This is a genomic window from Cupriavidus sp. R6-3 (genome assembly GCF_059772245.1).
This window is the reverse complement of sequence record NZ_JCBAJO010000026.1, coordinates 1-23,873: the sequence shown is the minus strand read 5'-3', so window position 1 is coordinate 23,873 and position 23,873 is coordinate 1. Positions and strand designations below refer to the sequence as shown.

At 64.1% G+C, this 23,873-nt stretch carries 17 protein-coding genes and 4 tRNA genes; 1 reads left to right on the top strand and 20 read right to left on the bottom strand.

Annotated elements, in window-relative coordinates; translation table 11 throughout:
- Positions 1–7: 7 nt before the first annotated feature.
- The 7 genes from rplC to recQ all read right to left on the bottom strand — a co-directional run bounded on the left by rplC (position 8) and on the right by recQ (position 8,222).
- Positions 8–658, bottom strand: coding sequence for a 50S ribosomal protein L3 (gene rplC / locus AC6EI8_RS07415; protein WP_006576247.1), 651 nt, complete (start codon positions 656–658; stop codon positions 8–10).
- 340 nt (positions 659–998) lie between these two features.
- Positions 999–1,307: a 30S ribosomal protein S10 gene (gene rpsJ, locus AC6EI8_RS07410; RefSeq protein ID WP_006576248.1), complete on the bottom strand. Its 309-nt coding sequence runs from the start codon at positions 1,305–1,307 to the stop codon at positions 999–1,001.
- A gap of 83 nt (positions 1,308–1,390) precedes the next feature.
- Positions 1,391–2,581: an elongation factor Tu gene (gene tuf / locus AC6EI8_RS07405; RefSeq protein WP_053822680.1), complete on the bottom strand. Its 1,191-nt coding sequence runs from the start codon at positions 2,579–2,581 to the stop codon at positions 1,391–1,393.
- Positions 2,582–2,663: 82 nt separating this feature from the next.
- Positions 2,664–4,772: an elongation factor G gene (fusA, locus tag AC6EI8_RS07400; protein ID WP_149319748.1), complete on the bottom strand. Its 2,109-nt coding sequence runs from the start codon at positions 4,770–4,772 to the stop codon at positions 2,664–2,666.
- Between the two features lie 119 nt (positions 4,773–4,891).
- Positions 4,892–5,362 carry a 30S ribosomal protein S7 gene (rpsG, locus tag AC6EI8_RS07395; RefSeq protein WP_006576502.1) on the bottom strand — a complete coding sequence of 157 codons (471 nt, stop codon included), beginning with the start codon at positions 5,360–5,362 and terminating at the stop codon, positions 4,892–4,894.
- Between the two features lie 203 nt (positions 5,363–5,565).
- Positions 5,566–5,943, bottom strand: a complete 378-nt coding sequence (rpsL, locus tag AC6EI8_RS07390) for a 30S ribosomal protein S12 (protein WP_006576501.1) — start codon at positions 5,941–5,943, stop codon at positions 5,566–5,568.
- 428 nt (positions 5,944–6,371) lie between these two features.
- Positions 6,372–8,222 carry a DNA helicase RecQ gene (recQ, locus tag AC6EI8_RS07385; protein ID WP_226109638.1) on the bottom strand — a complete coding sequence of 617 codons (1,851 nt, stop codon included), beginning with the start codon at positions 8,220–8,222 and terminating at the stop codon, positions 6,372–6,374.
- 519 nt (positions 8,223–8,741) lie between these two features.
- Here recQ and AC6EI8_RS07380 point away from each other — a divergent pair.
- Positions 8,742–9,164 (top strand): hypothetical protein, encoded by a 423-nt coding sequence (locus AC6EI8_RS07380; RefSeq protein ID WP_498381622.1) that lies wholly within the window; start codon positions 8,742–8,744, stop codon positions 9,162–9,164.
- A 191-nt stretch (positions 9,165–9,355) separates the two neighbouring features.
- Here AC6EI8_RS07380 and rpoC read toward each other — a convergent pair whose 3' ends face one another.
- From rpoC to AC6EI8_RS07315, 13 genes are all read right to left on the bottom strand, one after another.
- The gene (gene rpoC / locus AC6EI8_RS07375; RefSeq protein ID WP_149319751.1) at positions 9,356–13,606 is read right to left on the bottom strand and encodes a DNA-directed RNA polymerase subunit beta'; all 4,251 of its coding nucleotides are present in this window, start codon (positions 13,604–13,606) and stop codon (positions 9,356–9,358) included.
- Positions 13,607–13,714: 108 nt separating this feature from the next.
- Positions 13,715–17,821: a DNA-directed RNA polymerase subunit beta gene (gene rpoB, locus AC6EI8_RS07370; protein ID WP_498381621.1), complete on the bottom strand. Its 4,107-nt coding sequence runs from the start codon at positions 17,819–17,821 to the stop codon at positions 13,715–13,717.
- Positions 17,822–18,228: 407 nt separating this feature from the next.
- Positions 18,229–18,606, bottom strand: coding sequence for a 50S ribosomal protein L7/L12 (gene rplL / locus AC6EI8_RS07365; RefSeq protein ID WP_149319753.1), 378 nt, complete (start codon positions 18,604–18,606; stop codon positions 18,229–18,231).
- 58 nt (positions 18,607–18,664) lie between these two features.
- Positions 18,665–19,183, bottom strand: a complete 519-nt coding sequence (gene rplJ, locus AC6EI8_RS07360; RefSeq protein WP_023264956.1) for a 50S ribosomal protein L10 — start codon at positions 19,181–19,183, stop codon at positions 18,665–18,667.
- Positions 19,184–19,577: 394 nt separating this feature from the next.
- The gene (gene rplA, locus AC6EI8_RS07355; RefSeq protein WP_149319754.1) at positions 19,578–20,273 is read right to left on the bottom strand and encodes a 50S ribosomal protein L1; all 696 of its coding nucleotides are present in this window, start codon (positions 20,271–20,273) and stop codon (positions 19,578–19,580) included.
- The gene (gene rplK / locus AC6EI8_RS07350) at positions 20,274–20,705 is read right to left on the bottom strand and encodes a 50S ribosomal protein L11 (protein WP_053822688.1); all 432 of its coding nucleotides are present in this window, start codon (positions 20,703–20,705) and stop codon (positions 20,274–20,276) included.
- Between the two features lie 170 nt (positions 20,706–20,875).
- The gene (nusG, locus tag AC6EI8_RS07345) at positions 20,876–21,454 is read right to left on the bottom strand and encodes a transcription termination/antitermination protein NusG (RefSeq protein ID WP_006576494.1); all 579 of its coding nucleotides are present in this window, start codon (positions 21,452–21,454) and stop codon (positions 20,876–20,878) included.
- Positions 21,455–21,464: 10 nt separating this feature from the next.
- Positions 21,465–21,845, bottom strand: coding sequence for a preprotein translocase subunit SecE (gene secE / locus AC6EI8_RS07340; protein WP_149319755.1), 381 nt, complete (start codon positions 21,843–21,845; stop codon positions 21,465–21,467).
- Between the two features lie 70 nt (positions 21,846–21,915).
- A tRNA-Trp gene (locus AC6EI8_RS07335) sits at positions 21,916–21,991 on the bottom strand.
- Positions 21,992–22,073: 82 nt separating this feature from the next.
- On the bottom strand, positions 22,074–23,264 hold the full coding sequence (gene tuf / locus AC6EI8_RS07330; protein WP_053822680.1) for an elongation factor Tu: 1,191 nt from the start codon (positions 23,262–23,264) through the stop codon (positions 22,074–22,076).
- Positions 23,265–23,307: 43 nt separating this feature from the next.
- Positions 23,308–23,382, bottom strand: a tRNA-Thr gene (locus AC6EI8_RS07325).
- A gap of 32 nt (positions 23,383–23,414) precedes the next feature.
- A tRNA-Gly gene (locus AC6EI8_RS07320) sits at positions 23,415–23,488 on the bottom strand.
- Between the two features lie 51 nt (positions 23,489–23,539).
- Positions 23,540–23,625: transfer RNA gene (locus AC6EI8_RS07315), tRNA-Tyr, on the bottom strand.
- Positions 23,626–23,873 lie beyond the last annotated feature (248 nt).

Sequence of the window (23,873 nt, the reverse complement as noted above, 5' to 3'; positions counted from 1 at the left end):
CCGCTCCTTAAGCCGCAGCTTTGGCCTTGACGGCCGGGGTAACGATGACTTTGCCGCCCTTCGAACCCGGGATCGCGCCCTTGACCAGCAGCAGCTTGCGCTCTGCGTCGATCTTGGCGATGACCAGGTTTTGGACGGTACGCGTGACGTCACCGAGGTGGCCGGTCATGCGCTTGCCCGGGAACACACGGCCCGGATCCTGCGCCATACCGATCGAACCCGGCACGTTGTGCGAACGCGAGTTACCGTGCGTGGCACGGCCCGACGCGAAGTGGTAGCGCTTGATGGTACCGGCGTAGCCCTTACCGATCGTCACGCCCTGCACGTCGATCTTCTGGCCGACCGCGAACAGGTCGACCGACAGCGTGCCGCCGGCTTGCAGCTCGGCAGCCTTGGCTGCATCCACGCGGAATTCTTTGATGACTTCGCCCGCTTCCACACCGGCTTTGGCGAGATGACCCGCCAGCGGCTTGGTGACGCGGCTTGCGCGCCGGGCGCCGAAGGTGACTTGCACCGCGGTATAACCGTCGGTCTCGTCCGTCTTGATTTGCGTCACGCGGTTGTCGCCGACCTCGATCACGGTCACGGGAATTGCTTCACCGTCGTCCGTGAAAATACGGGTCATGCCAACCTTGCGACCTACAAGGCCAAGGCTCATGGTTTGCTCCATTCCCGGCTGCGATTGGCCGGGGCTGATTGATACACGAAACGTGTTGAGTGTTTCTGGTGTCGGGGGCTTGCGCAAAAGAGACGGCGCGCGGCCAAAACGGCCAGCCCAATACCCATAGATAGATGGGTAGCCTTACACTATATCGCAGCCTCCTGGAAAGGGCAACTGCAATCTGGCAAGGGGTTCAGCAAATGGGGGTTTTGCTGTTGCAACGTGGTTGATACGTCGCTATTTCGGCGTTCCGGCGCCGAAAAAGGAAAACGGCGAACTTGCGTTCGCCGTTCCACTGCAGAGCGGCCGCGCGGGGCGGCCGGTCTCGTCGGATCGATTACACCTTGATCTCGACGTCCACGCCAGCCGGCAGGTCCAGCTTCATCAGCGCGTCGACGGTCTTTTCCGACGGGTCGACGATGTCCAGCAGACGCTGATGGGTGCGGATCTCGAACTGATCGCGGCTGGTCTTGTTCACGTGCGGCGAACGCAGGATGTCGAAGCGCTCGATGCGGGTCGGCAGGGGAACCGGGCCCTTGACGATCGCGCCGGTGCGCTTGGCGGTATCCACGATTTCGGCGGCCGACTGGTCGATCAGGCGATAGTCGAAAGCCTTCAGGCGGATACGGATCTTCTGGTTCTGCATGATTTTTCCTTAAAAGAGCGATGGGCCGTCACGGCCCGGTGGTAGCAGGGACGGGCGGAGGCCACCCGTCCCGACAGCCTGGTTTAGTCCAGGATCTTGGCGACGACGCCGGCGCCGACGGTGCGGCCGCCTTCACGGATGGCGAAGCGCAGGCCTTCTTCCATCGCGATCGGGGCGATCAGCTTGACGGTGATCGACACGTTGTCGCCCGGCATGACCATTTCCTTGTCCTTCGGCAGCTCGATCGAGCCGGTCACGTCGGTCGTACGGAAATAGAACTGCGGACGGTAGTTGTTGAAGAACGGGGTGTGACGGCCACCTTCGTCCTTCGACAGGATGTACACCTCGCCGGTGAAGTGCGTGTGCGGCTTGATCGAACCCGGCTTGCACAGCACCTGGCCGCGCTCGACGTCTTCACGCTTGGTGCCGCGCAGCAGCAGACCGACGTTGTCGCCAGCCTGGCCCTGGTCCAGCAGCTTGCGGAACATTTCCACGCCGGTGCAGGTGGTCTTGACCGTCGGGCGGATGCCGACGATTTCGATTTCCTCGCCGACCTTGATCACGCCACGCTCGATACGGCCGGTCACCACGGTACCGCGGCCCGAGATCGAGAACACGTCTTCGACCGGCATCAGGAACGTGCCGTCCACGGCGCGCTCCGGCGTCGGGATGTAGGTGTCCAGTGCCTCGGCCAGGCGCATGATCGCCTCTTCGCCCAGGTCACCCTTGTCGCCTTCGAGCGCCAGCTTGGCCGAACCCTTGATGATCGGGGTGTCGTCGCCGGGGAACTCGTACTTCGACAGCAGCTCGCGCACTTCCATTTCCACCAGCTCGAGCAGCTCGGCGTCGTCCACCATGTCGCACTTGTTCAGGAACACGATGATGTACGGCACGCCGACCTGACGGGCCAGCAGGATGTGCTCGCGCGTCTGCGGCATCGGGCCGTCAGCGGCCGAGCACACCAGGATCGCGCCGTCCATCTGCGCAGCGCCGGTGATCATGTTCTTGACGTAGTCGGCGTGGCCCGGGCAGTCAACGTGCGCGTAGTGGCGGTTGGCCGTCTCGTACTCGACGTGCGCGGTGTTGATGGTAATACCGCGTGCCTTCTCTTCCGGCGCCGCATCGATTTCGTCGTACTTCTTCGCGGCACCGCCGAACTTCGAAGCCAGCACCGTCGCAATCGCCGCCGTCAGCGTCGTCTTGCCGTGGTCAACGTGACCAATCGTACCAACGTTCACGTGCGGCTTGGTCCGCTCGAACTTTTCCTTTGCCATTTTCTTCAGCTCCTAATGGAATGCAGTCTTGTGGATTCATCACGCCGCCACGCCCTGGCGGGCGCAGCGGCATACAGCCTGTTTACTTGCCCTTGGCCGCCATCACTGCTTCGGCGATGTTCTTCGGTGCCTCGGCGTAGTGCTTGAATTCCATGGTGTAGGTGGCGCGGCCTTGCGTGGCCGAGCGCAGCGCGGTCGAATAACCGAACATTTCCGACAGCGGGACTTCGGCCTTGATGATCTTGCCGCCGCCAACCATGTCGTCCATGCCCTGCACGATGCCGCGGCGGGACGACAGGTCGCCCATCACGGTACCGGTGTAGTCTTCCGGCGTTTCCACTTCCACGGCCATCATCGGCTCGAGCAGAACCGGGCTGGCCTTGCGCATGGCTTCCTTGAAAGCCATCGAGCCGGCCATGCGGAACGCGTTTTCGTTCGAGTCCACGTCGTGGTACGAACCGAACGTCAGCGTGACCTTCACGTCCACCACCGGGAAGCCCGCCAGGACACCGGCCTGCAGCGTGTCGCTGATACCCTTCTCGACCGCCGGGATGTATTCGCGAGGAATCACACCGCCCTTGATGGCGTCGACGAACTCGAAGCCCTTGCCCGGCTCCTGCGGTTCCAGCGTGATCACGGCGTGGCCGTACTGGCCGCGGCCGCCCGACTGCTTGACGAACTTGCCTTCGACGTCCTCGGCCTTCTTGCGGATGGTTTCGCGGTAGGCCACCTGCGGCGCGCCGATGTTGGCTTCCACGCCGAATTCGCGCTTCATGCGGTCGACCAGAATTTCGAGGTGGAGCTCGCCCATGCCCGAAATGATGGTCTGGCCCGATTCTTCATCGGTACGCACGCGGAACGACGGGTCTTCGGCGGCCAGGCGGTTCAGGGCGATGCCCATCTTTTCCTGGTCGGCCTTGGTCTTCGGCTCGACCGCCTGCGAGATCACCGGCTCCGGGAACACCATGCGCTCGAGCACGATCGGTGCCGACGGATCGCACAGCGTGTCGCCCGTGGTGGCATCCTTCAGGCCCACCGCGGCGGCGATGTCGCCGGCCAGCACTTCCTTGATTTCTTCGCGCTGGTTGGCGTGCATCTGCAGAATACGGCCCAGACGCTCCTTCTTCTGCTTCACCGGGTTGTACACGGTGTCGCCCGAATTGATCTTGCCCGAGTAGACGCGGAAGAAGATCAGCTGGCCGACGAACGGGTCGGTCATGATCTTGAACGCCAGCGCCGAGAACTTCTCGTTGTCGTCGGCCTTGCGCTCGAGCTTCTTCTCGTCGTCGCTTTCGTCCACGCCCTTGACCGGCGGAATATCGACCGGCGACGGCAGGAAGTCGATCACGGCGTCGAGCATGCGCTGCACGCCCTTGTTCTTGAACGCGGTGCCGCACAGCATCGGCTGGATTTCGCAGGCGATGGTACGGTCACGCAGCGCCTTGACGATCTCGGCGCGGGTCAGCTCTTCGCCGCCCAGGTACTTTTCCATCAGCTCTTCGCTGGCTTCGGCGGCGGACTCGACCATCTTCTCGCGCCATTCGTCAGCGGTCGCCTGCAGCTCGGCCGGGATGTCCTTGTATTCGAACTTCACGCCCTGGCTGGCTTCGTCCCAGATGATCGCCTTCATTTCCAGCAGGTCGATCACGCCCTGGAAGCCGTCTTCAGCGCCGATCGGCACCACCACGGGCACCGGGTTGGCCTTCAGGCGGGTCTTCAGCTGCTCGTAGACCTTGAAGAAGTTGGCACCGGTACGGTCCATCTTGTTGACGAAGGCCAGACGCGGCACGCCGTACTTGTTGGCCTGACGCCAGACGGTTTCCGACTGCGGCTGCACGCCGCCCACGGCGCAGTACACCATGCAGGCGCCGTCCAGCACGCGCATGGAACGCTCCACCTCGATGGTGAAGTCCACGTGGCCCGGGGTGTCGATGATGTTGAAGCGGTGCTCGGGGTAGTTGCCGGCCATGCCCTTCCAGAAGGCGGTGGTGGCAGCGGAGGTGATGGTAATACCACGCTCCTGCTCCTGCTCCATCCAGTCCATCGTGGCGGCGCCATCGTGCACTTCACCGATCTTGTGGTTCACACCGGTGTAGAACAGGATGCGCTCGGTGGTGGTGGTTTTACCCGCGTCAATGTGAGCCGAGATACCGATATTGCGGTAACGCTCGATGGGAGTCTTACGAGCCACTTTAATCCTCTAATTCGTCAGTGAGGCGCCGGCATCTCTTGGCCTACGCCCCTAACACAAACGGGCGAGATGTGTAAAAACACAGCCCGCCCGGCAACCAACTGCGAATCCCGCGCGCTTTAGAAGCGGAAGTGCGAGAACGCCTTGTTGGCTTCGGCCATGCGGTGCACTTCGTCGCGCTTCTTCATCGCGCCGCCACGACCTTCCGCTGCCTCAAGCAGTTCGCCAGCCAGGCGCAGCGCCATCGACTTCTCGCTACGCTTCTTCGCGGCCTCACGCAGCCAACGCATCGCCAATGCCAAACGACGCGACGGACGGACTTCGACCGGAACCTGATAGTTGGCGCCACCGACGCGGCGGCTCTTCACTTCCACCACCGGCTTCACGTTGTTGATCGCAACGGAGAACACTTCGATGGGGGCCTTGCCTGCCTTCTTTTCGATCTGGTCGAACGCGCCATAAACGATGCGCTCGGCAACCGACTTCTTGCCGTCCAGCATCAGCACGTTCATGAACTTGGCAACTTCGACGTTACCGAACTTCGGATCAGGCAGAATTTCCCGCTTGGGGACTTCACGACGACGTGGCATCTTCTTTCCTTTGGATTCAGTTGAGTGCGGGTTCTTCCGCGCTCTGGCCACCAACTAGCTTGCCTTCCTGCGCCAGGGGCGCGGCAAATTCGCCGGGTGGACCACTTACTCGACGGCACGGCGCAGCAAACTGGCCGTTGTACCGCCGCTTGTTGACAGCAACATGACGCTGGGCGCCAGCCACCATCGCTTGTGTTGCAGGCTCAGGCAGCCTTCGGACGCTTCGCGCCGTACTTCGAACGCGCTTGCTTGCGGTCCTTGACGCCTTGCAGGTCGAGCGAGCCGCGCACGATGTGGTAACGCACACCCGGCAAGTCCTTGACACGACCACCGCGGATCAGCACGACCGAGTGTTCCTGCAGGTTGTGGCCTTCACCGCCGATATACGAGATGACCTCGAAACCGTTGGTCAGGCGCACCTTGGCGACCTTACGCAGTGCCGAGTTCGGCTTCTTCGGCGTGGTGGTGTACACGCGGGTGCACACGCCACGGCGTTGGGGGCAGTTCTCAAGCGCCGGGCTCTTGCTCTTGATGACTTCAGAGACGCGCGGCTTGCGAACCAGTTGGTTGATAGTTGGCATTGTTCAATCCAGCTTGGTTTTACAAAAAAACACCGCTTCGGCGACGAACCGGCGGCACGCCAGCAAGCGCGACGACGATCGACGAAACGGTAGGACGGGTTTTGGGCGGGAGCAGGTGAGCAGAACGCTCTGGGACGGGACTGTGTGAACAACCAGACTTGCCAAAGAGCGCGAGCTCGCCTGGGATCCCGCTGGGCCGGCCAGGTCGGCGATGACCTGTCTGCCGGGGCGATCGCCGGACACTGGGTGCCACCAAACGACGCGCGAGCGAAATCCGAAGCCAAAAACTCGAATCCGGCATGCTAGCAGCGCACCGATCAGCGGTCAAGCGGTTTACCTGGAGCAAATCGCTTTATGAGACGGCCGCCCCCGCCGGTGTCGTGTAGGACCTCCGGGATCCGGCAACCCGCCTGCGGCCGGGCCGCAGTTCATGCCTTCTGCAGCACTTCCAGCAGCTCGTCGCCATAGCGTTCCAGCTTGGCCGCGCCGATACCCGGCACCTCCGCCAGTTCCGCCATGCTGTCGGGCGCGCTGCGCGCCAACTGGGCCAGCGTCGCATCGTGGAAGATCACATAGGCCGGCACGCCGTGCTCCCGCGCGGTTTCGGCGCGCCAGCGCCGCAGCGCCTCCCAGTTGGCCAGCGCCTGTTCGTCCATCTGCGCGGTATGGTCGACGCGGTTGCCGCGCCCGGCGCTGCCACGCTCGCCCCGGGCCGGCTTGCTGACCTGGCGGCGCAGCGTGATGCTGGTCTCGCCCTTGAGCACCGCGCGCGCCGATTCGCCCAGCAGCAGGGCCCCGTGGCCGCCATGGTCGATCACCAGCAGGCCGTGCGCGATCAGCTGGCGGAAGATGGCATGCCACTCGGACACCGACCGGTCCGCGCCGATGCCGAAGGTCGACACCTTGTCGTGGCCCCACTGGCGGATCTTCTCGGTGGCGTTGCCGCGCAGCACGTCGATCAGATGCGTCGCGCCGAAGTGCACGCGGCTGGCCTGGGCGGTGCGGTAGACGCAGGACAGCGCCATCTGCGCCTCGCGCGTGCCGTCCCACGTGGCCGGCGGCTCCAGGCAGGTATCGCAGTTGCCGCAGGGCTCGCTCGCCTCGCCGAAATACGCGAGGATGCGCACGCGCCGGCAGCCGGCGGTCTCGCACAGGCCCAGCAAGGCGTCGAGCTTGGCCGACGACACGCGCTTGTGCGCTTCGTCGGCCTCCGATTCGTCGATCATCCGCTTCTGCTGCACCACGTCGCCGAGGCCATAGGCCATCCAGGCATTGGCCGGCAAGCCGTCGCGCCCGGCCCGGCCGGTCTCCTGGTAATAGCCCTCCATGCTCTTGGGCAGGTCGAGGTGGGCGACGAAGCGGACGTCCGGCTTGTCGATGCCCATGCCGAAGGCGATCGTGGCCACCATCACCAGCCCTTCCTCGTCGCGGAAGCGCGCCTGGTGCTGCTGCCGCACGGCCGCGTCCATGCCGGCGTGGTACGGCAGCGCATTGATGCCGTGGCCGCGCAGCCAGTCGGCGGTCTCCTCGACCTTGCGGCGCGACAGGCAGTAGACGATGCCGCTGTCGTGCGTGCCGTCCGCGGCCATGTGCTCGGCCTTGATGAAGGCCAGCAGCTGCTGGCGGGCGTTGTCCTTCTCGACGATGCGATAGCGGATATTGGGACGATCGAAGCTCGACAGGAAGACGCGCGCATCGTCCAGCGCCAGGCGCTCGACGATCTCCTGCCGCGTCACGTCATCCGCCGTCGCGGTCAGCGCGATGCGCGGCACCTGCGGGAAGCGCTCGTGCAGCACCGACAGCTGGATGTATTCCGGCCGGAAGTCGTGGCCCCACTGCGACACGCAGTGCGCCTCGTCGATCGCGAACAGGCCCACGCGGGTGCGGTCGAGCAGGTCCTGGAAGCGCGGCGTCATCAGCCGCTCCGGCGCGACGTACAGGATCTCGAGGCGCCCGGCCAGCAGGTCGCGCTCGACCGCCGAGGCCTCCGTGCCGGTCAGCGTGGAGTTCAGCACCGCGGCCCGCACGCCGGCTTCGGTCAGCGCGGCGACCTGGTCCTGCATCAGCGCGATCAGCGGCGACACGACGATGCCGACGCCATGGCCGGCGCGCTGGCGCAGCAGCGCCGGAATCTGGTAGCACAGCGACTTGCCGCCGCCGGTCGGCATCAGCACCAGGCAATCGCCGCCCTCGGCCACGTGCTCGATGATTTCCGCCTGGCGGCCGCGGAAGGCGTGATAGCCGAAAACATCCTTCAGAATCGCCAGGGCAAGGGACATAGCAACTGCGGAAACGGGGCAACGGATCGGAAAGGCGTAACCATACCACCGCACCGGCTTCCGATCGCTTCGAATCGTGACGGCGCCCGCCATCGTCGGCCATCGCCGCGCCGGCGTGGCATCCCGCCTCGCCGCGCCCTGCTGCGCCACTGCTGCGCCCCTGCCGTGCTCCTGCCGTGCTCCTGCCGTGCTCCTGCCGTGCTCCTGCCGCGCCCCTGCCGCGCCCCTGCCGCGCGCGTCGGCTGCCACGCGGATACGGCCGCCGGAATCAGGTCTTCGCCGTATCACACCCCAACGTCGCGGATTTTCGATTTTCGTCTGGTACTTGCGTGGCGGACGGTGATGTATTCGAGAATCCCAAGGCGGCTCCGGAAACCGTAAGACAGCGCCCCGTTGCGACGACGAAGATCTGCCTCGTCCAATCGTTGTTCAAGCAACGATGACGACGATCAGAACCATCGCAGTGTTTTGGACGCGGTCTTTTGGACGCGGCCTTTTGGAGTTTCCTGGAGCTTTCCCATGCTTGTCTCGCCCATCTCCCATTCCCAACACCCGGTCCAGCCGCTCGCGACCGCGGCGCAGGAGTCGAACCTCGTCGGCGCCGCCGAGGCGGCTGCCGTCCGCGCCGGCGGCGACCTGGACCTGTTCGCCGCCGCGAAGTTCTACCGCGAAAAGGCCGATGAACTGGCCAAGCTGTCGCAGCAGAGCGGCAACTACGAAACCGCGACGCTGAGCGATTCGGAGATCAAGTCGCTGCGCAACGCGGGCGTGCCGATCGATGCCTTCCTGAAGCAATATGGCCAGAAGCTGGGCTCGCGCGAGTTCGGCGTGCTGGCCGACCTGATCATGGAGACGCTGGAGAAGCCGGTTGGCTTCGCCGCCGGCGATGCGGTCCCGGCGCAGTCGGCGGCGATCACCGTAGCGGCGCGCGCCTACGTGTAAGCGGCATCGCGCGTTTGGTCCTGGCGTTGACTCCAACCCCAGGCGGTCAAAAAAAAGCCCGGTGCGATTTCTCGCACCGGGCTTTTCACTACTGGCTTGCTGCTGCGGCCGTACTGCAGCGGCCATACTACAGCGACCGTACTACAGCGGCCTCGCTACAGCCTCTTTACCGCAGCGTTACCGCATCGGCCTCAGACCGCCGGCGTATCGCCGCCGTTCTCGGTGGTGGCATGCACCTCCGACGGCTCCATGAAGAGCGACTGCTCTTCTTCGGAGATCGCCTGCGCGCGTTCGCGCTCGGCCGCCTCGCGCGCCTTGCGGGCGCGGTGGTAGGCCAGGCCCGTACCGGCCGGGATCAGGCGACCCACGATCACGTTTTCCTTCAGACCACGCAGGTCGTCGGTCTTGCCCATGATCGCGGCCTCGGTCAGCACGCGCGTCGTTTCCTGGAACGATGCCGCCGAGATGAAGCTGTCGGTCGACAGCGACGCCTTGGTGATACCGAGCAGCAGGTTCTCGTAGGTCGCCGGACGCTTGCCTTCCGCGATCACGCGGTCGTTCTCGTCCAGCAGCTCCGAGCGCTCCACCTGCTCACCCGGGATGAACTTGGTGTCGCCGACATCGACGATCTGCACACGGCGCAGCATCTGACGCACGATCACTTCGATGTGCTTGTCGTTGATCTTCACGCCCTGCAGACGATAGACGTCCTGCACCTCGTCGACGATGTAGTGCGCCAGCTCCTCGATGCCCTTCAGGCGCAGGATGTCGTGCGGATCCGCCGGACCCTCGACGATCATCTCGCCCTTGTTCACCACCTGACCGTCGTGGACCAGCACCTGCTTTTCCTTGGCGATCAGGAACTCGTGCGCATTGCCGTCGAGGTCGGTAATGACCAGACGCTGCTTGCCCTTGGTGTCCTTGCCGAACGACACGGTACCGGTGACTTCCGCCAGCACGGCGGCGTCCTTCGGCGAACGCGCTTCGAACAGCTCGGCCACGCGCGGCAGACCACCGGTAATGTCACGGGTCTTCTGCGACTCGGTCGGGATACGCGCCAGCACTTCACCGACGTGCACCTGCTGGCCGTCCTTGACGGTGATCAGCGCGCCGACCTGGAAGCCGATGGTCACGGAGTGGTCCGTGCCCGGAATCTTGACTTCCTGGCCGTTGGCGTCGAGCAGCTTCACCTGCGGGCGCAGGCCCTTGGTGGCAGCCGTACGGCGCTTGGCGTCGATCACGACCAGCGTCGACAGACCGGTGACCTCGTCCATCTGCTTGGCGACGGTCACGCCTTCTTCGACGTTCTCGAACTTGATCGTGCCCGAGTACTCCGACACGATCGGGCGCGTCAGCGCGTCCCAGGTCGCCAGTTGCGTGCCCGCCTTGATCGCCTGACCGTCCTGCACCAGCAGCGTGGCGCCGTACGGGATCTTGTGGCGCTCGCGCTCGCGGCCGTGGTCGTCGGTGATCAGCGCCTCGCCCGAACGCGAGATCACAATCAGTTCGCCCTTGGCGTTGGTCACGTAGCGCATCGTCGCGGTGAAGCGCACCGTACCGGTGGCCTTCGCTTCGACGCTCGAGGCGACCGCCGCACGCGATGCCGCACCGCCGATGTGGAACGTCCGCATCGTCAGCTGCGTGCCCGGCTCGCCGATCGACTGCGCGGCGATCACGCCGACCGCTTCGCCGGTGTTGACCAGCGTGCCGCGGCCCAGATCGCGGCCATAGCACTTGGCGCACAGGCCATAGCGCGTGTCGCACGACAGCGGGGTGCGGACCTTGACCTCGTCCACGCCGATCTGGTCGATCAGGTCGACCAGGTCTTCGTCCAGCAGCGTGCCGGCCTCGATCGCGGTTTCCTGCGTCTCGGGGTTGACCACGTCCGACACCGTCACGCGGCCCAGGATACGGTCGCGCAGCGCTTCGATGACTTCACCGCCTTCCACCAGCGCCTTCATCGCGACGCCGTTGGTGGTGCCGCAATCCTCCTCGACCACCACCAGATCCTGCGTCACGTCGACCAGACGACGGGTCAGGTAACCCGAGTTCGCGGTCTTCAGCGCGGTATCGGCCAGGCCCTTACGTGCACCGTGGGTCGAGATGAAGTACTGCAGAACGTTCAGGCCTTCGCGGAAGTTCGCGGTAATCGGCGTCTCGATGATCGAGCCGTCCGGCTTGGCCATCAGGCCACGCATGCCGGCCAGCTGACGGATCTGCGCCGCGGAACCCCGTGCGCCCGAGTCGGCCATCATGTAGATGGAGTTGAACGACTCCTGCTTGACGGTGTTGCCGTTGCGGTCGACCACGTCCTCGTGCTGCAGCTGCTCCATCATCGCCTTGCCGACCTGGTCGCCGGCGGCGCCCCAGATGTCCACGACGTTGTTGTAGCGCTCCTGGTCCGTCACCAGACCCGACATGTACTGCTTGTCGTATTCCTTCACCTTGGCCGCGGCGTCGGCGATGATCTTTTCCTTCTGCGGCGGCACCAGCATGTCGTCGATCGCGATCGAGATACCGGCGCGCGTGGCCAGGCGGAAGCCCGACTGCAGCAGCTTGTCGGCGAAGATCACCGTCTCGCGCAGGCCGCACTTGCGGAACGCGGTGTTGATCAGGCGCGAGATTTCCTTCTTCTTCAGCGGCTTGTTCAGCACCGAGAAAGGCAGGCCCTTCGGCAGGATCTCGGACAGGATCGCGCGGCCGACCGTGGTGGCCTGCAGCGTGATCTTCGGCGCGAAGCGCGCGTCGCCCTCGGCGTCCTTGTCGACCAGCTCATACTCGGTGATGCGCACGTTCACGCGCGAAGCCAGTTCGACTTCCTTGTTCTCGTAGGCGCGGATCACTTCGCTGACGTCGGCGAAGGTCATGCCCTCGCCCTTGCCGTTGATCTTGTCGCGGGTGGTGTAGTACAGGCCCAGCACCACGTCCTGCGACGGCACGATCGACGGATCGCCGTTGGCCGGGAACAGCACGTTGTTGGAGGCCAGCATCAGCGTGCGGGCTTCCATCTGCGCTTCCAGCGACAGCGGCACGTGGACGGCCATCTGGTCACCGTCGAAGTCGGCGTTGAACGCCGCGCAGACGAGCGGATGCAGCTGGATCGCCTTGCCTTCGATCAGCACCGGTTCGAAGGCCTGGATGCCCAGGCGGTGCAGCGTCGGCGCGCGGTTCAGCATCACCGGGTGCTCGCGGATCACCTCTTCGAGGATGTCCCACACGACCGGGGTCTGGCTTTCGACTTCCTTCTTGGCCGCCTTGATGGTGGTGGCGATGCCCATCGTTTCCAGCTTGTGGAAGATGAAGGGCTTGAACAGCTCCAGCGCCATCAGCTTGGGCAGGCCGCACTGGTGCAGCTTCAGCGTCGGGCCGACCACGATGACCGAACGGCCCGAGTAGTCGACGCGCTTGCCCAGCAGGTTCTGACGGAAACGACCGCCCTTGCCCTTGATCATCTCGGCCAGCGACTTCAGCGGACGCTTGTTGGCGCCGGTCATCGCCTTGCCGCGACGGCCGTTGTCCAGCAGCGAGTCGACCGCTTCCTGCAGCATGCGCTTTTCGTTGCGCACGATGATTTCAGGGGCCTTCAGCTCGAGCAGGCGCTTCAACCGGTTGTTGCGGTTGATCACGCGGCGATACAGGTCGTTCAGGTCCGAGGTCGCGAAGCGGCCGCCGTCCAGCGGCACCAGCGGACGCAGCTCGGGCGGCAGCACCGGCAGCACTTCGAGGATCATCCACTCGGGCTTGATGCCCGAACGCTGGAAGGCCTCGAGCACCTTCAGGCGCTTGGCGTACTTCTTGATCTTGGCTTCGGAACCGGTGGCCTGCAGCTCGGCGCGGATCTGTTCGATCTGCTTCTCGATGTCGATGCCGCGCAGCAGTTCACGGATGCCCTCGGCACCCATCATCGCCACGAATTCGCCCTCGCCGTACTCCTCGCACTTCGCGATGTAGTCGTCCTCGGACATGATCTGGCTCTTCTTGAGCGGAGTCATGCCGGGCTCGAGCACCACGAACGCTTCGAAATACAGCACGCGCTCGATGTCGCGCAGCGTCATGTCGAGCACCATGCCCAGACGCGACGGCAGCGACTTCAGGAACCAGATGTGCGCGGTCGGCGCGGCCAGTTCGATATGGCCCATGCGCTCGCGGCGCACCTTCGCCAGCGTCACTTCGACGCCGCACTTCTCGCAGATCACGCCACGGTGCTTCAGGCGCTTGTACTTGCCGCACAGGCACTCGTAGTCCTTGATCGGACCGAAGATCTTGGCGCAGAACAGACCGTCGCGCTCGGGCTTGAACGTCCGGTAGTTGATGGTCTCCGGCTTCTTGACTTCGCCGTACGACCACGAACGGATCTTCTCGGGCGAGGCCAGCCCGATCTTGATCGCGTCGAACTGCTCTTCCTGCTGAACCTGCTTAAAGAGATCGAGCAATGCTTTCATTGCAACTCCTTGTTTCGCCGCCGGCCCGAGGTAACGGGCCGCCGGCATTCATCCTGTGGGAAATCCGCCGGAGACGGCGTGACTGCCGCCTCCGTTCCGATCTGTCGATCAATAGCGATCCAGGTCGATATCGATACCCAGCGAGCGGATTTCCTTCACCAGCACGTTGAACGACTCCGGCATGCCGGCATCGATCGAGTGCTCGCCCTTGACGATGTTCTCGTACACCTTGGTACGGCCGTTCACGTCGTCGGACTTGACCGTCAGCATTTCCTGCAGCACGTAGGAGGCGCCGTACGCTTCCAGCGCCCACACTTCCATCTCGCCGAAACGCTGGCCGCCGAACTGCGCCTTGCCGCCCAGCGGCTGCTGGGTGACGAGCGAGTACGGACCGGTCGAACGGGCGTGCATCTTGTCGTCGACCAGGTGGTGCAGCTTCAGCATGTGCATCACACCCAGCGTGACCGGACGCTCGAACGCCTCGCCGGTGCGGCCGTCGTACAGCGTGACCTGCTGCTTCGACGCCGTCAGGCCCATCTCCTTGGCCACGTCGTCCGGGTAGGCCAGATCCAGCATGCGGCGGATCTCCTGCTCGTGCGCACCGTCGAACACCGGGGTCGCGAACGGCACGCCCTTCTTCAGGTTCTCCGCGAGCTCCAGGATCTCGGCGTCGCTCAGGCTGTCGAGGTCTTCCGGCTTGCCGCTCTCGTTGTAGATCTGAGCGAGCAGCGCACGGATTTCCTGCGCCTTGGCCTGCGCCTTCAGCATCGCGCCGATACGCTGGCCCAGGCCACGCGAGGCCCAGCCCAGGTGGGTCTCGAGAATCTGACCCACGTTCATCCGCGACGGCACGCCGAGCGGGTTCAGCACGATGTCGGCCGGGGTACCGTCCGCCATGTAGGGCATGTCCTCGATCGGCACGATCTTCGACACCACGCCCTTGTTGCCGTGACGGCCGGCCATCTTGTCGCCAGGCTGCAGGCGGCGCTTGACGGCCAGGTAGACCTTGACCATCTTGATCACGCCCGGGGGCAGCTCGTCGCCCTGGGTCAGCTTCTTGCGCTTTTCCTCGAAGGCCAGGTCGAACTCGTGGCGCTTCTGCTCGATGGCTTCCTTGACCGCCTCGAGCTGGGCCGCGACTTCCTCGTCGGCCGGACGGATGTCGAACCAGTGGTACTTGTCCAGATCGTCCAGGTACTCCTTGGTCAGCTTCGCGCCCTTGGCCAGCTTCTTCGGACCGCCGTTGACGGTCTTGTCGATCAGCAGGCGTTCCAGACGCTGGAAGGCATCGCCCTCGACGATACGCAGCTGGTCGTTCAGGTCCAGGCGGTAGCGCTTGAGTTCGTCGTCGATGATCGACTGCGCGCGCTTGTCGCGGGTCACGCCTTCACGGGTGAAGACCTGCACGTCGATCACGATGCCGCTCATGCCCGAGGGCACGCGCAGCGAGGTGTCCTTCACGTCGGACGCCTTCTCGCCGAAGATCGCGCGCAGCAGCTTCTCTTCCGGCGTCAGCTGGGTCTCGCCCTTGGGCGTGACCTTGCCGACCAGCACGTCGCCGGCCTCGACCTCGGCACCGATGTAGGTGATGCCGGACTCGTCCAGACGGGCCAGTTGCGCTTCGGCCAGGTTCGAGATGTCGCGCGTGATTTCCTCGGGTCCGAGCTTGGTGTCGCGGGCGACGACCGACAGCTCCTCGATGTGGATCGAGGTGTAGCGGTCTTCGGCAACGACGCGTTCCGAGATCAGGATCGAGTCTTCGAAGTTGTAGCCGTTCCAGGGCATGAACGCGACCAGCATGTTCTGGCCGAGCGCGAGCTCGCCCAGGTCGGTCGAGGCGCCATCGGCGATCACGTCGCCGCGGGCCACATGGTCGCCTACCTTGACCATCGGACGCTGGTTGATGTTCGTGTTCTGGTTCGAACGCGTGTACTTGATCAGGTTGTAGATGTCCACGCCGACTTCGCCGGCCACGGCTTCGTCGTCGTTGACGCGGATCACGATACGGTTCGCGTCGACATAGTCGACCACGCCGCCACGGGTCGCCTGCACGGCGGTGCCCGAGTCGACCGCAACGGTGCGCTCGATGCCGGTGCCGACCAGCGGCTTGTCCGGACGCAGGCAAGGCACGGCCTGACGCTGCATGTTCGCGCCCATCAGTGCACGGTTCGCGTCATCGTGCTCGAGGAACGGCACCAGCGAGGCTGCCGCCGACACGATCTGCGACGGCGCCACGTCGATGTACTGCACGCGGTCCGGCGTGACCATGCGGGTCTCGCGCTCGCTGCCTTCGCGCGCCGACACCAGTTCGTCGGTCAGGTTGCCTTCGGCGTCGACCGTCGCGTTGGCCTGCGCCACCACGTACTTGCCTTCCTCGATCGCCGACAGGTAGTCGACCTGGTCGGTCAGCTTGCCGTTCTCGACCTTGCGGTACGGCGTTTCCAGGAAGCCGTATTCGTTCAGGCGGGCGTACAGCGCCAGCGAGTTGATCAGACCGATGTTCGGACCTTCCGGCGTTTCGATCGGGCACACGCGGCCATAGTGGGTCGGGTGCACGTCGCGGACTTCGAAGCCCGCGCGCTCGCGCGTCAGACCGCCCGGGCCCAGAGCGGACACGCGGCGCTTGTGCGTGATCTCGGACAGCGGGTTGGTCTGGTCCATGAACTGCGACAGCTGCGACGAACCGAAGAACTCGCGGATCGCCGACGAGATCGGCTTCGAGTTGATCAGGTCGTGCGGCATCAGGTTCTCGGTCTCGGCCTGGCCCAGACGTTCCTTGACGGCGCGCTCCACGCGCGACAGGCCGGCGCGGAACTGGTTCTCGGCCAGTTCGCCGACGCAACGCACGCGGCGGTTGCCCAGGTGGTCGATGTCGTCGACTTCGCCCTTGCCGTTGCGCAGGTTGACCAGGATCTTGATGGTCTCGAGGATGTCCTCGTCCTGCAGCACCATGCTGCCCTCGCCGCTCGGGCGGCCGAGGCGGCTGTTGACCTTCATGCGGCCCACGCGCGACAGGTCGTACGACTCCTCGCTGTAGAACAGGCGCTGGAACAGGGCTTCGACGGCGTCCTCGGTGGGCGGCTCGCCCGGGCGCATCATCCGGTAGATCGCGATACGGGCCGCGGTCTGGTCGGCGGTGTCGTCGGTGCGCAGGGTCTGCGAGATGTACGGACCCTGGTCCAGATCGTTGGTGTACAGCGTCTGGATCTGCTTGACGCCGGCTTCGCGCAGCGACTCGAGCAGCGTTTCGGTCAGCTCGTCGTTGGCGTTGGCGATCACCTCGCCGGTATCCGGGTCGATGATGTTCTTGGCCAGCACGCGGCCCAGCAGATAGTCTTCCGGCACGCTGATCAGCTTGGTGCCGGCGGACTCCAGGTCACGGATGTGCTTGGCGTTGATCCGCTTGTCCTTCTCGACCACGACACGGCCGTTCTTGTCGGCGATGTCGAAGCGCGCGACTTCGCCGCGCAGGCGCTCGGGCACGAACTCCAGCTGCGCGCCTTCGGCCTGCAGCGTGAAGTTGTCGAACACGAAGAAGTGCGCGAGGATCTGTTCCGGCGTCAGGCCGATCGACTTCAGCAGGATCGTCACCGGCATCTTGCGGCGGCGGTCGACGCGGAAGTACAGGATGTCCTTCGGGTCGAACTCGAAGTCCAGCCACGAGCCGCGGTACGGAATGATCCGTGCCGAGAACAGCAGCTTGCCCGAGCTGTGCGTCTTGCCCTTGTCGTGCTCGAAGAACACGCCCGGCGAACGGTGCAGCTGCGAGACGATCACGCGCTCGGTGCCGTTGATCACGAACGAGCCGGTCGAGGTCATGAGCGGAATCTCGCCCATGTAGACTTCCTGCTCCTTGACCTCCTTGACCTTGCCCGGATTCTCGCGATCGTTGATGATCAGGCGAACCTTGGCGCGCAGGGCCGAATGGAAGGTCAGGCCACGCTGCTGACATTCCTTGACGTCGAACGGCGGGTTGGACAGGTGATACGACACGAACTCCATACGGGCGAGCCCGTTATGGGAGACGATGGGGAAAATTGCGTTGAAGGCCGCTTGCAGGCCTTCGCTCTTGCGACGCGCGGGTGGCGTATCCGCTTGCAAGAACTGGGTGTACGATTCGATCTGGGTGGCTAGCAGGAATGGAACCTGGTGAACCGTCGCGCGCTTCGCAAAGCTTTTGCGAATGCGCTTCTTTTCGGTGAAGCTGTACGCCATGGGATCTCCGAATCATCGCAGGGCTGGCTGGACCTGACCGGCGCCTGAGGTGTTCAGCGACTGGGAGGGGATTTGGCGGTTGGCCGCTACCAACCTCTGGCTGACGGTGTCCGCACGCTGCGAACCGGCGCCATCATCCACGCGCGCCGGTCCGGGGAACACCCGACCAAACTTGTCTTCTGCAGTCGGTTCAGAAGACAAACATCAGCAGCAACCGCTTAGTGTGCCACTGATGTTTGGCCTCTGCTGCGGCCCGGAGGTTCACCCCGACGCCGAGTAGGCAATGCATCACTTCTCGCGCGAATGAGTGTCCAATAAAACACACATCACAGAAGCGCAAAAAGGCTGGCGCCGGGATTTCCCCTTTGCCAGCCCCACCCGCGTGCCGGAGGGCACGCGAAAACTGCTTACTTGATTTCGACCTTCGCGCCGGCGTCTTCCAGCTTCTTCTTGGCCTCGTCGGCAGCAGCCTTGTCCACGCCTTCCTTGACGGGCTTCGGTGCGCCATCGACCAGGTCCTTGGCTTCCTTCAGGCCCAGGCCGGTGATTTCGCGAACGGCCTTGATCACGCCAACCTTGTTCGCGCCGACTTCAGCCAGCACGACGTTGAACTCGGTCTTCTCTTCGGCGGCAGCGCCAGCGCCAGCAGCGCCCGGAGCGGCAGCCACGGCCATAGCGGCGGCGGACACGCCAAACTTCTCTTCGAACGCCTTGACCAGGTCGTTCAGTTCCATCACGGACATCGCGCCAACGGCTTCGAGGATGTCGTCTTTGGTGATTGCCATTTGGAAATACTCCTAGATTTGATTCGGTATCGGTATTGCGATCGGGACGAGCCTGGCCTTAGGCCGCGGCGCCTTCCTCGGCGGGGGCACCTTCGCTCTTCTTCTCGGCCAGCGCGGCCAGCAGGCGGGCAAAGCCCGACACCGGCGCTTGCATGACGCCAAGCAGCTGAGCAATCAGTTGGTCGCGGCTCGGGATCGAGGCCAGCGCCTTGACGGCGTTGACGTCGAGCACCTTGCCGTCGAACGACCCGGCGCGCAGGACCAGCTTGTCGTTGGTCTTGGCGAAGTCGTTCAGAACCTTGGCCGAGGCCACTGCATCTTCGGAAATCCCGTAGATCAGCGGACCGGTCAATTGCTCCGCGAGCGCGGCAAACGGCGTACCTTCCACGGCGCGGCGAGCCAGCGTGTTCTTCAGAACGCGCAGGTAGACGCCTTGCTCGCGGGCGGTGGCACGCAGCTTGGTCAGATCGCCAACCGTGATGCCGCGATATTCGGCCACGACGATGGTCTGGGCTTTGGCGACTTGCGCCGACACCTCAGCAACGACGGCCTTCTTATCTTCAATATTGAGTGGCACGGTTAAGCTCCAAAACGATGCGCGGTGCTCCGGCGACGGAGGACCTTGCATCAGTCCAAACGAACGGCGTCCGATTGGCCCGAATCACCCGGGGATCTCGCCCCGGACCATTCCAACCTTCGGGTTCGCCATCTACGCTGGCGGGCAGGGTGCCGTCACCTTGTTGCCGTGTACGGTCCCACCAATTAAGGCCATGCCGCACCGAAGCGCGAACATGACCGCCAGCGGTCTTTGATAACCAGCGGGACCGGCGGCTGGCGCCGGCACCACTGCCCAAAGCCTTTCTCTGGCCCGCCCTGGCGGGCCGGTCCCGGCGCAGTGCCGAAACCTCGAATGCTTTGCCGACCGGTGTTATCGGGTCCGGTCGGCCAATTGACCGCGTATGGCCAGCCGCTTAGGCGGCCAGCGAAGCCTGATCGACGCGAACGCCCACGCCCATGGTCGAGGAGACCGCGATCTTGCGCAGGTAGACGCCCTTGCTGGTGGCCGGCTTGGCCTTGACCAGCGCGTCGATCAGCGCCGACAGGTTGGTCTTCAGCGCGGCGTCCTCGAACGAACGGCGGCCGATGGTCGCGTGGATGATACCGGCCTTGTCGACACGGAACTGGACCTGACCGGCCTTGGCGTTCTTCACGGCCTGGGCCACGTCGGGGGTCACGGTACCGACCTTCGGGTTCGGCATCAGGCCGCGCGGGCCGAGGATCTGGCCCAGCGTACCGACGATACGCATCGTGTCCGGCGAAGCGATCACGACGTCGAAGTTCAGGTTGCCGGCCTTGACCTGCTCGGCCAGGTCTTCCATGCCGACCACGTCGGCGCCGGCGGCCTTGGCCGCTTCAGCCTTCTCGCCCTGGGCGAACACCGCCACGCGGACCGACTTGCCGGTACCGGCGGGCAGCACCACCGAGCCACGGACCACTTGGTCCGACTTCTTGGCGTCGATGCCCAGCTGCACGGCGACGTCGATCGACTCGTCGAACTTGGCCGACGCGCATTCCTTGACCAGGCCCAGCGCCTCGTCGATCGGGTAGAACTTGGTGCGCTCGATCTTGGCCTTGTTGGCCGCTACGCGCTTCGAAACCTTAGCCATTTACAGACCCTCCACGGTGATACCCATCGAACGGGCCGAGCCCGCGATGGTGCGCACTGCCGCGTCCAGATCGGCGGCGGTCAGGTCGGCGTTCTTGGCCTTGGCGATGTCTTCAGCCTGGGCGCGGGTGATCTTGCCAACCTTGTCGGTGTGCGGCTTGGCCGAACCCTTGGTGATGCCGGCAGCCTTCTTGATCAGCACGGTGGCCGGCGGCGACTTCATCACGAAGGTGAAGCTCTTGTCGGCGTAGGCGGTAATCACCACCGGCACCGGCAGGCCGGGTTCCATACCCTGGGTCTGCGCGTTGAACGCCTTGCAGAACTCCATGATGTTCAGGCCACGCTGACCCAGTGCCGGGCCCACGGGCGGGGAGGGGTTCGCTTTACCAGCCGGGATCTGCAGCTTGATAAAGCCAATAATCTTCTTGGCCATCTTTACTCCAATCCGGACCGCTGCACGTCAGGCAGTCGATCCTGTTGAGTCGTAACGCGCTGTCGCCGGCCGCCGGTGGCGGACCTGGCCTCACGCTCCTCTTGTGCCCCTTGCGGGGCGTCGCTGGTCGGACTGCCGAAGGCGGCGCGACCCTGCGAATCCTGTGACGATCAGACCTTCTCGACCTGGCCGAACTCGAGCTCGACCGGGGTGGCGCGACCGAAGATGGTCACCGAGACGCGCAGGCGCGACTTCTCGTAATTGACCTCTTCCACGTTGCCGTTGAAGTCGGTGAACGGGCCGTCCTTGACGCGCACCATTTCGCCCACCTCGAACAGCGTCTTGGGCCGCGGCTTTTCGACGCCTTCCTGCATCTGCGTCATGATCTTGTCGACTTCCTTCTGGGAAATCGGACTCGGGCGGTTACGCGCGCCGCCGACGAAGCCGGTCACCTTGCTGGTGTTCTTCACCAGATGCCACGTCTCGTCGGTCATCTCCATTTCCACGAGCACATAGCCCGGGAAGAAGCGCCGCTCGGTCACCGAACGCTGACCGCCCTTCATTTCGATCACTTCCTCGGACGGCACCAGGATGCGTCCGAACTTGTCCTGCATCTCCGCGCGCTCGATGCGTTCCTGCAAGGCGCGCTGCACGCTCTTCTCCATGCCGGAGTAAGCGTGGACCACGTACCAGCGCTTCTTCGAAGGCGGCTGCGTAGGAGTGGATTCCTGCTTTGCGTCGTCCGTCATGTCCTTTCCCTTATTTCCAGCCCAGCACGAGGGAGAAGATCACCCACTCGATCAGTTTGTCGGCAGACCACAAGAACAGCGCCATCACGACGACGAAGACGAACACCAGGCCCGTCATCTGTCCGGCTTCCTTGCGGGTCGGCCACACCACCTTGCGGACTTCCCGGTACGATTCCCTGGCGAACCCCACGAATTCCTTGCCCGGCGCGGACACCAGCGCGACGATCACGCCGAGCACGAGGCCCGCGAACAGCGCGGCGCCGCGCACGTAGGCAGGCTGCTGCGCCAGCGCGTAGAAACCGATCACGCCGGCCACCACGAGCAGCACGGCCACGCCCAGCAGCCACTTGCCACTGGAGGTGTTGACGGTTTCGACGTTGGGATTGGCCATGTTTCGCAAACGAGACTAAGCCGCGTCACGATGGATCCTCTGTGGATCCGCCCGACGCGGCTGATTGAATTGGCAGGGGCAGAGGGAATCGAACCCCCAACCTTCGGTTTTGGAGACCGACGCTCTGCCAGTTGAGCTATACCCCTAAAACAACTTTGGGGTCGGCTGGAGCCAACCCCACTGGCGGCAAACGCGGCCGGTTGGTGCCGCGTTTGCTGTCGTGACTGCTTAGTCCAGGATCTTGGCGACGACGCCGGCGCCGACGGTGCGGCCGCCTTCACGGATGGCGAAGCGCAGGCCTTCTTCCATCGCGATCGGGGCGATCAGCTTGACGGTGATCGACACGTTGTCGCCCGGCATGACCATTTCCTTGTCCTTCGGCAGCTCGATCGAGCCGGTCACGTCGGTCGTACGGAAATAGAACTGCGGACGGTAGTTGTTGAAGAACGGGGTGTGACGGCCACCTTCGTCCTTCGACAGGATGTACACCTCGCCGGTGAAGTGCGTGTGCGGCTTGATCGAACCCGGCTTGCACAGCACCTGGCCGCGCTCGACGTCTTCACGCTTGGTGCCGCGCAGCAGCAGACCGACGTTGTCGCCAGCCTGGCCCTGGTCCAGCAGCTTGCGGAACATTTCCACGCCGGTGCAGGTGGTCTTGACCGTCGGGCGGATGCCGACGATTTCGATTTCCTCGCCGACCTTGATCACGCCACGCTCGATACGGCCGGTCACCACGGTACCGCGGCCCGAGATCGAGAACACGTCTTCGACCGGCATCAGGAACGTGCCGTCCACGGCGCGCTCCGGCGTCGGGATGTAGGTGTCCAGTGCCTCGGCCAGGCGCATGATCGCCTCTTCGCCCAGGTCACCCTTGTCGCCTTCGAGCGCCAGCTTGGCCGAACCCTTGATGATCGGGGTGTCGTCGCCGGGGAACTCGTACTTCGACAGCAGCTCGCGCACTTCCATTTCCACCAGCTCGAGCAGCTCGGCGTCGTCCACCATGTCGCACTTGTTCAGGAACACGATGATGTACGGCACGCCGACCTGACGGGCCAGCAGGATGTGCTCGCGCGTCTGCGGCATCGGGCCGTCAGCGGCCGAGCACACCAGGATCGCGCCGTCCATCTGCGCAGCGCCGGTGATCATGTTCTTGACGTAGTCGGCGTGGCCCGGGCAGTCAACGTGCGCGTAGTGGCGGTTGGCCGTCTCGTACTCGACGTGCGCGGTGTTGATGGTAATACCGCGTGCCTTCTCTTCCGGCGCCGCATCGATTTCGTCGTACTTCTTCGCGGCACCGCCGAACTTCGAAGCCAGCACCGTCGCAATCGCCGCCGTCAGCGTCGTCTTGCCGTGGTCAACGTGACCAATCGTACCAACGTTCACGTGCGGCTTGGTCCGCTCGAACTTTTCCTTTGCCATTTCGCGACTCCTGTCTCGGTAGCGATATTGCCAGTGCGGTATTTGGTGCCCATGGGCAGGATCGAACTGCCGACCTCTCCCTTACCAAGGGAGTGCTCTACCACTGAGCCACATGGGCGAAACTTGATGACTGCGTTGCAGCAATCCTGCTGGAGCGGGTGAAGGGAATCGAACCCTCGTCGTAAGCTTGGAAGGCTTCTGCTCTACCATTGAGCTACACCCGCCCGGGTTACTTCACTTCACCGACATTGCCGGACTGCTGCTGCATTGCATTCTGGTGGAGAGGGTTGGATTCGAACCAACGTAGGCGTAAGCCAACAGATTTACAGTCTGCCCCCTTTAGCCACTCGGGCACCTCTCCGCAGAGAACTTGCGATTATGGTGTAATCGCCCCCGCCTGTCAAGCGCTTTCCCTCTGCTTTGCCAGGAAAACGGCTTGTTCGAACATCGGCGGAAACGGGCTGCGGCGGCCCGTGGCGAACCATCTTCGCGAACATCGGAAACGATGTCCTCTCACCCTATAGGGCCCCGCAAAACGGCCTGGAACGCGTCTACAGCAGTCGGGATATGGCGGTTGAGCTACCTGGGAGCGCGGTGGACTGGCCCGCT